This window comes from Candidatus Berkiella aquae (assembly GCF_001431295.2).
In the GTDB taxonomy this organism is placed as follows: domain Bacteria; phylum Pseudomonadota; class Gammaproteobacteria; order Berkiellales; family Berkiellaceae; genus Berkiella; species Berkiella aquae.
The window spans coordinates 2,833,541-2,846,613 of sequence record NZ_LKAJ02000001.1; the positions used below are offsets into that span (position 1 = coordinate 2,833,541).

Annotated in this window: 12 protein-coding genes and 1 tRNA gene; 5 read left to right on the forward strand and 8 right to left on the reverse strand. The window is 40.3% G+C overall.

Annotated features, from left to right (window positions below):
• Positions 1-20: 20 nt before the first annotated feature.
• A complete protein-coding gene (locus HT99x_RS12390) occupies positions 21-1,049 on the forward strand; it encodes a phospholipase effector Tle1 domain-containing protein (protein ID WP_075067018.1) in 1,029 nt (342 codons plus the stop codon).
• Between the two features lie 4 nt (positions 1,050-1,053).
• Here the strand turns inward: HT99x_RS12390 and HT99x_RS12395 are convergent, their stop codons facing one another.
• From HT99x_RS12395 to HT99x_RS12405, 3 genes are all read right to left on the reverse strand, one after another.
• The gene (locus HT99x_RS12395; RefSeq protein WP_075067080.1) at positions 1,054-1,710 is read right to left on the reverse strand and encodes an SOS response-associated peptidase family protein; all 657 of its coding nucleotides are present in this window, start codon (positions 1,708-1,710) and stop codon (positions 1,054-1,056) included.
• 112 nt (positions 1,711-1,822) lie between these two features.
• Complete coding sequence (locus tag HT99x_RS12400; RefSeq protein ID WP_075067017.1) at positions 1,823-3,025, reverse strand: patatin-like phospholipase family protein; 1,203 nt, start codon at positions 3,023-3,025, stop codon at positions 1,823-1,825.
• A gap of 112 nt (positions 3,026-3,137) precedes the next feature.
• On the reverse strand, positions 3,138-4,514 hold the full coding sequence (locus tag HT99x_RS12405) for a hypothetical protein (protein ID WP_139016626.1): 1,377 nt from the start codon (positions 4,512-4,514) through the stop codon (positions 3,138-3,140).
• Between the two features lie 191 nt (positions 4,515-4,705).
• Between HT99x_RS12405 and HT99x_RS12410 the strand changes: the two genes are divergently transcribed.
• A complete protein-coding gene (locus tag HT99x_RS12410; RefSeq protein WP_083482942.1) occupies positions 4,706-5,839 on the forward strand; it encodes a mechanosensitive ion channel domain-containing protein in 1,134 nt (377 codons plus the stop codon).
• 151 nt (positions 5,840-5,990) lie between these two features.
• Complete coding sequence (locus HT99x_RS12415) at positions 5,991-7,637, forward strand: sulfatase-like hydrolase/transferase (protein WP_102134659.1); 1,647 nt, start codon at positions 5,991-5,993, stop codon at positions 7,635-7,637.
• Here the strand turns inward: HT99x_RS12415 and HT99x_RS12420 are convergent.
• The 3 genes from HT99x_RS12420 to HT99x_RS12430 all read right to left on the reverse strand — a co-directional run bounded on the left by HT99x_RS12420 (position 7,627) and on the right by HT99x_RS12430 (position 10,527).
• Positions 7,627-8,448 carry a transporter family protein gene (locus HT99x_RS12420; RefSeq protein ID WP_075067015.1) on the reverse strand — a complete coding sequence of 274 codons (822 nt, stop codon included), beginning with the start codon at positions 8,446-8,448 and terminating at the stop codon, positions 7,627-7,629. The two genes, HT99x_RS12415 and HT99x_RS12420, sit on opposite strands and share 11 nt — an antisense overlap.
• 71 nt (positions 8,449-8,519) lie before the next feature.
• The gene (locus HT99x_RS12425) at positions 8,520-9,554 is read right to left on the reverse strand and encodes a hypothetical protein (RefSeq protein ID WP_075067014.1); all 1,035 of its coding nucleotides are present in this window, start codon (positions 9,552-9,554) and stop codon (positions 8,520-8,522) included.
• Between the two features lie 127 nt (positions 9,555-9,681).
• A complete protein-coding gene (locus HT99x_RS12430; RefSeq protein ID WP_075067013.1) occupies positions 9,682-10,527 on the reverse strand; it encodes a hypothetical protein in 846 nt (281 codons plus the stop codon).
• Between the two features lie 127 nt (positions 10,528-10,654).
• On the opposite strand from HT99x_RS12430, the gene HT99x_RS12435 reads away from it, so the two are divergent.
• Positions 10,655-11,113, forward strand: coding sequence for a deaminase (locus HT99x_RS12435; protein WP_075067012.1), 459 nt, complete (start codon positions 10,655-10,657; stop codon positions 11,111-11,113).
• Entirely contained in the window at positions 11,106-12,143 is a 1,038-nt protein-coding gene (locus HT99x_RS12440) for a nitronate monooxygenase (RefSeq protein ID WP_075067011.1), read from the forward strand. Before HT99x_RS12435 ends, HT99x_RS12440 begins: the two co-directional genes overlap by 8 nt.
• A 437-nt stretch (positions 12,144-12,580) precedes the next feature.
• Here the strand turns inward: HT99x_RS12440 and HT99x_RS12445 are convergent.
• Together HT99x_RS12445 and csrA are read right to left on the reverse strand one after the other, a co-directional pair.
• Positions 12,581-12,672: transfer RNA gene (locus tag HT99x_RS12445), tRNA-Ser, on the reverse strand.
• A gap of 142 nt (positions 12,673-12,814) precedes the next feature.
• Positions 12,815-13,027: a carbon storage regulator CsrA gene (gene csrA, locus HT99x_RS12450; protein WP_075067010.1), complete on the reverse strand. Its 213-nt coding sequence runs from the start codon at positions 13,025-13,027 to the stop codon at positions 12,815-12,817.
• Positions 13,028-13,073 lie beyond the last annotated feature (46 nt).

The following is a 13,073-nucleotide window of genomic DNA, read 5'->3' on the forward strand; positions in this document are numbered from 1 at the left end:
AACCAAACTATGGATCTCTCATGAATAAAAATATTGTGATCTGCTGTGATGGAACCGGCAATAAATTCGGTCAATGCAATACTAATATTGTAAAAATTTCTCAAGCATGCCTTCACGACAATTCAGAATCAGCACTCATAAAACAAATTGTTTATTATGATCCTGGGGTTGGGACACTTAACCTACCCGGTGAGAGCTGGTATACCAAATTGAAAAGTGTGTGGTGTGGTTTAGGATTTGGCTATGGACTCAATCAAAATATTATTGATGCCTATGAATATTTAATGGAAAACTATCAACCAGACGATAAAGTGTTTTTATTTGGATTTAGCAGGGGTGCTTATACGGTGCGCGCCTTGGCAGGCATGATCTTTCGATTTGGTCTGTTGCGAAAAGGAAGCATCAATTTAATGCCCTATGTCTCAGATATGTATCACCGATTTAGGCAACATAAAAAAATTGATTCCACGATTGCCACAGAATTTAAACAATCGTTTAGTCAAGAATGCAAACCTCATTTTATCGGCGTTTTTGACACCGTTGCAGCAATGGGACACTTAAATAGAAGCAAAATTTTCTACGATGCGTCTTTAAATCATGATGTGAAATTTGGTTACCATGCTTTATCTATCGATGAAAAACGAGCCCCTTTTGCGCCTTTTTTATGGGATGAATCTAAAAAATCCATGGAACAAACGATTGAACAAGTTTGGTTTAGTGGGGATCATTGTAATATTGGCGCTGGTCATGAAGACTCCTCTTTATCCGATATTACGTTGCAATGGATGTTACAAAAAGCCTTTTCACAAGGCTTAGCATTAAAAGAAGGATGGCAACAAATACTCCATCCTAATCCTACGGGAAAATTGTATGATCTCTATAATTTTTTCTGGGGACTTGCGGGTATCTATCATGCGGGCTTCTTTGGCAGGAAACCAAGAAAAATTGATAATAATGCATTGATTCATCAGAGTGTGCAAGAAAGAATGGCTAAAGTATTAGGATATAAGCCCAAGCTTCCTGAAAAATATACGCTTATTTCTCTTTAAACGTTTATTCCAGACAAGCGGGTTTATCATTTTTGGGACTATTAACAAGCGTTGAAACGGCCCTTGCTTGAAAAAGTTTTGCCGGAAGCGCTTTGAATAATTTTGTTAGTTCCGGAGCCTCTGCTGTACTATCAAGCCACAGTGGCAATTTAGCATCATCGATGATCACCGGCATTCTGGAATGATATTTTTTAATAAAAGCATTAGGAGAGGTCGTTATAAAAGCAAAACCGATTTGCACCTCACCATTTTCTTTTTCACAGCGATCCCAAATTGCAGCTAACAGCAGCGGCTGATTATTTTTATATGAGATGTAAAAAGGTTGTTTATGACTCTCATCGCTTACTGTTTCTTCTTTCCATTCATAATAACCACTTGCAATAACCACACAGCGGTGTTCTTTAAACGCTTTGCGAAACATTGGCTTTTCTTGAACCGATTCGCTTCTTGCATTAATTAATTCTTTAAAATGATGATCTTTATTCCAAAAGGGCGAAAATCCCCAATGCATGAATTGGGGTATTTTATTTTCAGTGCATAAGACTAAACAATTTTGACTAGGAGAAATATTATAGCGCTGATGAAATTCCACAGGAACTTCAATATCGAAATAGTTTTCGATTTCTGATTTAGGATAAGTTAAGGCGAATCTTCCTGGCATAGTATAAAACATCATAAATAATGATGATTATAGCTCATGCCAATTTACTCATAATGGGTATACACGGTACCGATAAATGAAAGGAGCCTATAATGGCTCCTTTCATTCGCAATTACATTGTAGCCACTAATCTTCTATGTGACGCATCTATCTCATGTAAATGCTTGCAATGTGCATTTAATGCCGTATTGCGACTCCATTTCTGAAATAATGGTGTCCACTTTTTGCCAGAAGGTTCCCCATGTGATGATGAAGAACTTGCCACGACAGTGGGTTTATCTTGCATTTCCGTCGGAATTTGCTGCTTTTTCAGAAACTCAGAGAAACAAAGAGGAAAATCAGCGGCTTTTAATTGTTCAATAGTTTCCCTATCATAATGCTTCTCGACCAACGTCGGATCAAGGTTATAAAAATATCGAATAGTACCATACTCACCTGATGCTCTAATCGCTTTATGCTCATCTTGCGTCATTTTGAACTGCAAAGTGCCAATATCTAGTGTATCGCAATAAATCGTTGCGTGTTTATAAGGGCTTTGCTGAAAAAGTTTATCTTGGGCATTAATCATGGATTCAACGACAGCGATGGTCGTTTGAAGTGGTGTATCGACTGGCTTGGGTGGTGGTGTAACCCCTTTATCAAAGTATTTTATTTGATCGAAGGATTCTAATTTAACACTCAATACTTTAGGATTATAAACACCAGGTTGTTTTTCAAATACATCGGAAGGCAAATTCTTTTGAATGCCTCCATCAGCGTATTCACATCCTTTTATCTTCCAAGGCGTAAAATACCAAGGAAAACCCATTGAAGCACGAACCGCATCCGCAATAGGCACATCTTTATGTTGCGTATTGTAAGCAAAAGTTTCATTCATGCGCGTATTTAAATTACACGCTTGTACTGAAATATCTTTTAAATTTAAATCGGGTCTTGTTTTTCGCAGTTGATGCCAATCTTCAAAAGTCGCATTTTCGTTACCAGTTATCTCTTTGATGATTTTTTTAAATAGATGATAGAAACCATCACCGTCGAATAAGCCATTTTCTCTGATCATGGTGAGGGGTGATTCCAGTTTTCCTAAAAACCCACCGGTTGCGAGAGTTTCAAAATCAAGCTCGGTCAAAATGTCTTTCATGCGCTTAACATTCCAACCAGTTGCAAGCACAAGTGCGGTGATTGCACCTGCTGAAGCACCGGAGACCGCTTTAATATCTTTGAGTATTCCAAGCTTTTCTAATGCGCTTGCCATCCCTATATAGGCTTCACCCTTAGCACCGCCACCTTCAAGGGCAAGATATTTATAATCCGTCATATGCGCTCCTTTGCATCATCAATCTTAAATTTTATGCGTGATACAAAGGAGTATACCTTAGGCAAATTTAATGACCTATACTGTAAACTTACACAACTCAGGTACCAGGTCGCTATGCTAAAACAACTATTTCCGTATTGGAGAGTAACAGCGGGTTAAGAATATCGGGTAGATATCCTTGGTAAGATTCAATTGCGTGCAAACTGTCTTGCGCAAGGATTGAATTATCACTTAATACATCATTGAGCGAAATCGCTTTTTGTTTAACATCAAAAAACATCATTTCTCTTTCTGCGGTTGATTCCCAAGGAAACTCTAAGAGTCCAAATCCCTCAATATCCGGCATATTTCGTGCATAACTTAAAGTCACAACATTGCCATTTTCGCGCACCCCTAGTACGACGCCGGTATGACCAGAAAACCCTGCAGAATTTTCATGTTCAGGAGAATCAAATTTGCGAAAAGCAAAAATTTGCCCAGGTTGAATATCGAAGGGATCGTCAATAAAAAGAGGCTCTAAAACATCCATGGTTTTAACGTAATCACTCATTAACCATTCTGAATCAACATAACCTCGCTCGTCTTCGGGAAGCCCCATGCGATAGGTATAAAGCTCGTCAATCGTTGAAAAAGAGATTTCCGAATTCACTATTTTAGCAATCCAAGAAGAACAATCTTCTGGACCTAGCTCTTTACTATCTTGATATCTTAATTCATCACGGTAACCACCAAAGGCATAACCACTATGAATAAAAACCAAACCTTGAGGTGTGATTTCATCAGAAAAATAAAAACTAAAATTATCCGTAAATGCAGCTGAAACCTGGTTTAAATCGACACACTCTGGAATGGGTGTCAGATGCACAAGCGCTGATTGATCAATCCAATTGTTATAATCAGATAGTTGAATATCCTGAATTTGGCTCTCTTGGTCTAATAAGCTTAAGTGAACTTCTAAAATAGCGCCGCTTAAATAGGTTAATTGGCTATTGCCATAAATACTGTTCTCATCACCTAAGATAACCACGGATGGAGGCGTATTGTCATAACCTTCAGGTATATGCCCTTGCAAGATTTGGGTGAACGCATTTTCATCGAGAAGCAGTTGTTTAGCACCGGATAAAATGCTTTCCATCTTATTCGTTCTTAATGACCAGGTAAAATCATCTGATTCGGAATAAAATGTTAATGCCTTATTTAATTGTTGAATAAAAGCCGTATCTTGTTCAATACGCGTAATCGTTTGCGATTGAAGTGTAGCAATATCAATATGATTTTTAATATTACTGTATAAAATACTATTTTGTTGTAATAGTGTATTCTGTTCTTCGCTGACATTAGCGTAATAATGTTGCGCTTGCCAAAAAGCATTTTGAATATGACTTGAATGTTGATAAGCGTTATTTAAGATAAAATGTAATTCAACATCTTTAATATCTAGAAAGTTATCTATTTGACTCATGGCGTAATTTTCGCGGTTTTCCATCACACTCACTTCTTCTTTAGCAGATTTATCTAAAAATAATCCGGATTCAAAATACTAAAGAAGCTTTACCCTTTCAAGGGTATTTTTACCGACATAGACTTCCTACTATTTTTTCAGCTGTCTATTAAAGGTTTATGCTGATTCTTTCGATAAAACTATGTAGATACGCTAATTAATGGCTGAATAATTTAACAATGAGTTCATTAGATTCTTTTTTAGATAACATGGGTCTGTTCCATCACCAACGATGGATGTTAACCCTCAGCTTGATTCTCTTGGCAGCATTGCTGACACATTATCTTGAAATCAGACTTTACAATCGTTTTATTGAAAATGCTCGAAAAACCAAATATCTTTGGGACGATGCTATTTTATGGTCAATCCATAAACCTTTAGGGTGCATGATATGGTTATGGGCTTTTCATTTTACGATGCAGATAGTTCAATACCGAACCTCAATCCCATACTATTTTTTCGACTGGGCTAGTTCACTCTTTACACTAGGCTCTATTATTATATTCACATGGTTTCTCTTAAAATTAACCAGTTGTATTCGCGCTAAATTATATCTACGTACCGATTTTGATGATGCCTTACTAGATCTCACTTCTAGTCAAGCCTTAGCCCAAGCGATTCAAATTATTATTTTAGTCACCACAGGGTTAATTATCTTAAAATATTTCTTTAATCTGTCATTTACCGGGTTATGGGCCATCGGTGGCATTGGGTCATTTGTGATTGGTTGGGCAGCCAAAGACTTATTAGCTAATTTCTTTGGTGCCATCATGATCTATTTTGATAGGCCATTCTCAATCGGAGATTGGATCCGCTCACCTGATAGAGAAATTGAAGGCATTGTTGAATATATTGGCTGGCGTTTAACCAAAATACGCACTTTTGATAAACGACCACTTTATATTCCCAATTCATTATTTGCCACTATTTGTATTGAAAACGTTTCTCAAACCTCATATCAACGCATCAAAGAAAGTATTGCTATCAGTTTCAAAGATATCGATCAGGTAGAATCTATCATGAATGATATTAAAGAGATGTTAGCGCATCATGATGACGTTGATGCTTCAATGAATTGCAGTGTCAATTTAACTGGTATTAATAAGTCTTCTTCATTAAACATTTCTTTGGTATGTTTTGTCAAAATGGTTGATTGGATTACCTTTCTTGGCATAAAACAAAATATTATTCTGCAAGTGCTGAAAATTATTCATGAACATGGCGCAGAGCTTGATGTACCAATTAGCGTCTTAAAAATATCGGAAAATGATGAGCTCTTTCAAACAAGAACTCACGCGCCTTCACGCGATTAAGTAGCCTCTTGATAGACTGACTACTGTCTATTTATCATCTTGGCTTTTATTAATTTTTATCCGAATAAAATCAATAATTCTTTCACCTGAGGTCTGTATGTTGGACGTGCGTAAAAAATTATGGGTATTCGCATTTTTCAGTGTTGTAGGCATGGCTTTTAGCCCTTTTTCTTATGCTGCTAAAAAAGTAACTGAAGAAACAGCTAAAGAAATCCTATCAAGCACAACATCAGGCCTCATCAAAGAAGGTAATTTACCTGGATATAATCATCCTAATCAATATCTCACCGTACCAACGGTAAGCATTGCCGACAATATGGAACCTGTTATTTCTCATCCAGAACAATTAAAACAAGCTCAAGATAAATTAGCAGCCCTAGAAAAGAAAACGGGTAAAAAACCCAATATTATTGTTTTTCTGTTAGATGATGTGGGTTGGATGGACATGGGATTTAATGGTGGTGGTATTAGTGTGGGTAATCCTACACCAGATATCGATAGAATTGCCTCAGAAGGATTGATTCTAACCTCTGCCTATTCCCAGCCCAGTTGCTCACCAACACGAGCTACGATCATGACAGGGCAATATCCTATTCATCATGGCATTTTAGTACCACCGATGTATGGTCAACCTGGTGGCCTTGAAGGTCTTATTACCGTTGCCAAATTACTATCGGATCAAGGTTATACTACCCAAGCTATTGGTAAATGGCATATAGGAGAAAATGTCGGCTCTCAGCCACAAAATGTGGGTTTTGATGATTTTCGTGGTTTTCTCTCTGTATCGGATATGTATACCGAGTGGCGCGATCCACAGTTTAATCCGGAAATAGCTTTAAGCCCTGCTCGTACCGAATATATGAACAAATTACCATTTAATAAAGATGATGTTCATGCTGTCAAAGGTGGCAAAATTGAATCTGTTGCAACCATTACTACCGATTATATTAAAGATTTAGATCAGCGCTGGCTTGAATATGGCAAAGACTTTATTAAAAAATCAGCCAACAGCAAAAAGCCCTTTTTCCTTTATTATGGTACGCGAGGATGCCACTTCGATAGTTATCCTAATGCTTATTATCAAGGTCGCTCACCGGCTCGTACCACTTACAGTGATTGCATTGTCGAGATGAATGATGTTTTTGCATCTTTAGTAAAAGAGCTAGAAGAGACCAATCAACTTGATAACACTTTAATTATTTTTACTTCCGATAATGGCCCCGAAGCAGAAGTAGCTCCCCATGGTCGTACGGCTTTTCGAGGCGCTAAAGGCTCTACTTGGGAAGGTGGCGTGCGCGTCCCGACTTTTGCCTATTGGAAAGGAATGATAACACCTCGCAAATCGGAAGGGTTATTTGATTTATCCGATATTTTTAATACCGCACTTTCCCTTGCAGGAAAACCAGGAGCTGAATTAAGCAAATTAGTGCCGCACGATCGCTATGTCGATGGAATTGATCAAGTCTCCTTTTTATTAGCAGATAGCGGAGAATCCAATCGTCGTAGCATTCTCTATTTCTGGAATGACAAATTTGCAGGTGTGCGCCTTGATGAATTTAAATTGATGACATTAGTGCAATTACCCAATGCCATTAATCCAGATGGTCACAAAGGTGGCTTTAGCGGGACCATCTCGGAAACAGCAGGTTCTAACATGTATAATCTTTATACCAACCCCCAAGAAAATGATGGTATTGGCATTCGACATATCCCCATCGGTGTTCCATTACAAACAGAGATGCAACGCTACAATGAGGTTCTCAAAAAATATCCACCTCATATTCAAATTAAGCTTTAGATGATTTTCCTTCAGGGAAAAGGAAAGTGACGACAAAACGATAACCTATATCGCGAGGTCCGCTATCGGGATGATCGACCCAATAGCGGATCCCACCACCAAAACTCATTGCTTGCTTACCTATCTTGGTCGTTTTCGATATCATCGCATTAAGGGGTAGTGAAATATCCCCTTGATTCCAGTAATAAGTTGACTCAGAGTTCAAGGTATAAGTCCATGCGGTTTTGGTAGTATAAGCAATAAAGGGTTGCATAAACGTTTGATTCATAGAATCTCTACCACTACTTCCTCCCAGTGACCATAAATGATTCGTTAATGCACCTATGGTCCAACCACTTTCTGTCATTTTCAAAATGACTAAGGTGGGTCCTGCTGCCCATTTTCCCGTACCTAATAATTCTTGTGTTCCCGTCGGGATCTGAAGTGCCGGCCCTACCCCCCAAATAATGCCATTGGTTGGTTTCTTGGGTGAAAAGAACAAACTTTGTAATGTATCACTTAAGCCAAAGCGCTCCCCACTATAGGGAATAGGATTGGTTGCATCAATGACCGGCAAAATGGTTCGAGAGATCATCATCCAATCACAAGAAATCGAAATTGGGATAACGGGTTGAATATTAACGTAACTTTGCTGCCCACTACTTAGTGGGTTCATGTGATCGTTAAAATTATATTGCAATGGAAAATTAATTAAGTCGGCAACAGGATTGGTTAACTGTTTGGCAAGATCGGCATCATCAGCAAAACTAGTTTGGCTTATTAGTAACAAAGCCAAACTCCAGGTAACTATCCTTGTCATATTTCGCTTCATATCCCTGATCCTCTGACATCCATTTTAACACATTATACTAGCTCATCAGGCTAACGCAATAACGCTGGATGTTATGGCTTCTTTGATTTCGGCCTGGTTTCTTGTTGATTGTCTTTGGCTAGCTGTTCAAAATGGGCAATCTTATCAGCAACCGTTTTGGGTTTTGATTTTTGTTGTGCGATGGTCGCGGCATTAATAATTGCATGAGGCTTTGAATCCATGGTTGATGACCGAACAACCGATGTTGACGCCGTTGCGGTTGATGACGCTGCTGCGATGGGTTGTTGCCTAGGCGGTGCTTGAACTTCGTCTTTTTTGCTTTTTTCTTTTCCTTTACCCTTATCATCTTTCAGCAATACGGCTTTTTTCTGCTCTGGGATTTTAGCTAATAAACCCTCTAATATCGCGCTAAACTTTATGCTAATTTCTAATTTTTTCTCTTTAGCTTCTATTTCCTTTGCGCTCATCATACCTGCGTCTTTAAAAAAGCTTATATCATCTCGATCATTCAATTCTTGGTATCGGTTTTGTTTAAGAATGGAATCCATTTCAAGCCTAATTGTTGATAAATCATAATCACCTTCTTGAACTAATTCAGTTATTATTGTTTTGAAGGTATTCAACTTGCGTTCAAACGCTTCTGCATAGGTTGGATCTCGTTCAACATTGGTAAGACCGGTTGACAATCCTTGCAAATATTTACTTAATTCTTGAGGATTTTCACTTAGATCTTTTTCAGCAATCAGCAAATCAAGCTCTTGTTGAGCTTTATAAATTGGTGTAGTTGTATTTTCTTTTATTGAGTCGTGCTTGTCTGTTATCTGCGTAATGCGATCATCATTTTTTTTAATTTTACTCAGGATTTTTTTTAGTTCTTTTTTTTGAAAGACACTCAAAGCATTAAAGACTTGTTGATCTTCTGTAAACGCTGCCTTTCCCTTTTGCGCTTTTTGGACAATTCTATCTCTTTGTGCAATGAGTTTGGTTCTCTTTTTGTCGAAGGGTGCCAATTCTGCATCTCTAACACTGTCTATTTCTTTTTGCACATTCACCAAAAATGCTTCATAACGTCTTTTTTCTTGCTCTAATTCTTTTCGCGTAACCATGGTAGTTCCCCGTTATTTTGAGCCCCATATTAAATTAAGACGTCGCTAAAAAGAGAATAGTTCAGCAATCATAACTATTTGATTTTAAATGCTCATATTTGAGGTTGGGAAGTAACAAAAGAAGAGATTAGATCTGGATCATCTGACGTTTTTGCATATAAAAATAAATAACAATTGGCGAAAAAAACCAAATGATTTGTAACCACGTGGCAAGATACTGACAAGCCCAATCATAAAAAATATAGGAAATCGCCCCCATGATTAGCACAATTGTACGCAATGGAAGCTTGATGCATTTTGCAATAGTCTTACTCACGGGACCTGCATTACCTCGGTAAGCCGATTTCATCGGTATTCCCCAATAGGCAAGCCAAAGCAAATTGAGTCCTTGGCTAGCAAAAATGCTTTCCATATCGGCTCCCTTGGCATGCATCAAGGTGGCCTCAGGTAAGATAGCAATGCTGCATCCTAACAAAAAGCTCGCTAGCGCCAACCAAAGTGCGAGGTTAATCTGCTTATTATTGACTACCCAGACTAAACTTAAGCAGCCGACAAAACTGCTACCCATCACAAACATCCAACTCGTGTAATCGATGCAGCGGCTTTGCATGATCTGCACTAGCCCTTGCATGAATCCTAGCTGACTCGTTACTCCGGTATTTGCATAGTAGACAATGACGAGCAACAGTAATGCGGTGAAAGCCGAACCGAGTTTGACTGTCGCTCGGTTAAGCCAAGCACTGGAAACCAGCATGCCACCATATAAACCTGCCACAACAATATGGGGCCAGTGCCACATCCGCTCAGCAACGTCATAAATCAATGACAGAGCAATGCTATACCAAAAAACCTGACATAGAATAAAGAAGGCGCAAAACGGCATATCGTCGTCACTTTTTGCCTGAAATTTTCCCGGCAAAACGGTAACGTTCGAATTGTTGGAGGATAAGGGGAAGACGCTGCTTCCGCTCATGTGCAAGCCCTTAATAGATTGCATGGGACACATTCATTTACATCTTGATTGTAGGCATAATGAACTCAATTGCAATACTAAAGCGACCATCCGTCTAAATTATTTTCACCCCAGAAGGAGCTTGGCAATGTCACATGAAATTTTTATGCGCGCAGCAATTGAGGAAGCAAAAATCGGCATGCAAACCGGCGGTCTCCCCATTGGATCTGTCATCGTTCATCGCAACCAAATTTTGGGACGCGGCCATAACCAGCGTGTTCAAAAAGGAAGTCCTGTTCTGCACGGAGAAATGGATGCACTAGAAAATGCGAAACGACAGCCTGCGATCGTCTATCAAGAGAGTGTGCTCTATACCACGCTGTCACCTTGCCCTATGTGTAGCGGCGCTATTCTATTATATAAGATCCCAGTCGTTGTGATTGGCGAGAACAAAACCTTCATGGGAGAAGAAAATCTGCTGCGTTCTCGCGGTGTACAAGTGATTGTCTTGCAAGATGATGAATGCTATCAGCTGATGCAGCAATTTATCGCTGCAAATCCGACATTATGGAATGAAGATATTGGCGTGAGAGGAGACCATGCTTAATCTATTTGGCGTACATCATCCTATCATTCAGGCACCGATGGCTGGTGTCTCAACGCCTAAGCTTGCTGCCGCGGTTTCCAACGCCGGTGGACTGGGTTCTATTAGTATTGGAGCGAGCACTCAAGAACAAGCTCGACAATTAATTGAAGAAACAAAGCAGCTAACCTCGCATCCCTTTAATGTGAACGTATTCTGTCATCCGACGCCTTCACATGATGTTGTGCGTGAGGCTGCCTGGCTTGCTGCTCTTGCGCCTTTCTTTGCTGAATGTCACACGACAGTGCCTACTGAGTTAAAAACGCCCTACCGGAGTTTCAGAGATGATGAACAAATCCTAGCATTGCTGCTTGCTTTAAAGCCTCCTATTGTGAGTTTTCATTTTGGTCTGCCCTCACGTGAATCTCTGAGTGCTCTGCAAGCTGCGGGTATTAAAACGATGGCAACGGCAACCAATGTCGATGAAGCAAAGCGCATTGAAGCCGCAGGCAATGATGCCATCGTTGCCCAAGGAATTGAAGCCGGCGGACATCGCGGTCAATTTGCAGTGAATCAGCATGACACGGCGCTAAGCACCGCAGTTCTGGTGAGTTTGCTTATTAAGCAAAGTCAGATCCCGGTGATTGCTGCTGGAGGCATCATGGATGGACAGGGTATTAAAGCAGCTTTGGCACTCGGTGCCATTGGTGTTCAGATGGGCACGGCTTTTATTCTTTGTCCAGAATCGGCTGCTAATGCGACTTATCGTGCGGCGTTAAAAAGCGAGCAGGCATATGACACACAACTTACTTCTCTAATTTCTGGTCGCCCTGCACGTGGTTTAGTGAATCGTTTGATGCTTGCTCATCACTTAGAAAATTTGGCTATCCCGGCTTATCCCATTGCTTACGATGCCGCAAAATCTTTACATGCCGCCGCGAGCGTTCAAGGGAACCATGATTTTGCTGTGCATTGGGCTGGACAAGGCGCCCCGCTTGCTCGCGAGCTCCCGGCTGCCCAACTCATCACCAAGTTACTTCAAGAATGTAACTAAACATAGGACACCCAAATTTATAAATAGTGATAAATAGGACACCCAAATCATTTTATGGATGTCCTTCTTTTTCCTTGGCATAGCAGTTAGTCACGCGACCTGTGTCGCAGACTGAGGTTTGGATGTCCTTTAGAGGGCGTTGAGTAGGCTACGCGGGCTTTTGTTTATGAGAGAGGGATTGATTCCCCCCCTTCGCATTGCATGCTTCGGCGGGCAAGCGCGCCTTCTCTGGGCTGCATCACTTTCTTGTCCGGCGTAGCCCTTAGGCAGAGCGGGATCACCAGATATAAAAAAACCCGCTGCGCGGGCTAATTGTCCGTCTACGAAGGCCCACAGCCTACTTCGCCGGACAGTCTTCTTAACAGAAAAATCAAAGATTGAGAATTTAATATTTTAATTGGCGTGCCGGGCGTAGTCACACGAAGTGTGACGAAGACTGGCGGAGAGAGAGGGATTCGAACCCTCGATGGGGTTTAAGCCCCATACTCCCTTAGCAGGGGAGCGCCTTCGGCCACTCGGCCATCTCTCCGTCAATGAGGGGCACATCATAACATTGTCAGGCGAGAAGGTTAAGCCTCTTGCAAAACAAACAAAGTTATTCAAGGAGATAACAAAAAAGGCGGATGCTGATGACATCCGCCTTCTTGAAATGGCAATGGGTTATGACCCCATTAGGAATTAGAAGAATCGTCTTTAGAAGGTTCTTTATGACCTGTGGCTTTTTCTTGCTGGATCCGTTGATAGATCTCTTCGCGATGCACCGAAATTTCTTTAGGGGCATTCACGCCAATACGCACCTGGTTACCTTTCACACCAAGCACAGTCACGGTGACATCATCACCTATCATCAACGTCTCACCCACTCGTCGAGTTAAAATGAGCATAGTGGTCAATCTCCTTTAATACACAAGACGTTATCCTCTTCACTCC

Coding starts and splice junctions, on each gene's coding strand:
- HT99x_RS12415 (WP_102134659.1), top strand. CDS start 5,991: ATGGCTTTTAGCCCTTTTTCTTATGCTGCTAAAAAAGTAACTGAAGAA.
- HT99x_RS12400 (WP_075067017.1), bottom strand. CDS start 3,025: ATGACGGATTATAAATATCTTGCCCTTGAAGGTGGCGGTGCTAAGGGT.
- HT99x_RS12410 (WP_083482942.1), top strand. CDS start 4,706: ATGAGTTCATTAGATTCTTTTTTAGATAACATGGGTCTGTTCCATCAC.
- HT99x_RS12430 (WP_075067013.1), bottom strand. CDS start 10,527: ATGAGCGGAAGCAGCGTCTTCCCCTTATCCTCCAACAATTCGAACGTT.
- HT99x_RS12440 (WP_075067011.1), top strand. CDS start 11,106: ATGCTTAATCTATTTGGCGTACATCATCCTATCATTCAGGCACCGATG.
- csrA (WP_075067010.1), bottom strand. CDS start 13,027: ATGCTCATTTTAACTCGACGAGTGGGTGAGACGTTGATGATAGGTGAT.
- HT99x_RS12425 (WP_075067014.1), bottom strand. CDS start 9,554: ATGGTTACGCGAAAAGAATTAGAGCAAGAAAAAAGACGTTATGAAGCA.
- HT99x_RS12390 (WP_075067018.1), top strand. CDS start 21: ATGAATAAAAATATTGTGATCTGCTGTGATGGAACCGGCAATAAATTC.
- HT99x_RS12395 (WP_075067080.1), bottom strand. CDS start 1,710: ATGCCAGGAAGATTCGCCTTAACTTATCCTAAATCAGAAATCGAAAAC.
- HT99x_RS12420 (WP_075067015.1), bottom strand. CDS start 8,448: ATGAAGCGAAATATGACAAGGATAGTTACCTGGAGTTTGGCTTTGTTA.
- HT99x_RS12435 (WP_075067012.1), top strand. CDS start 10,655: ATGTCACATGAAATTTTTATGCGCGCAGCAATTGAGGAAGCAAAAATC.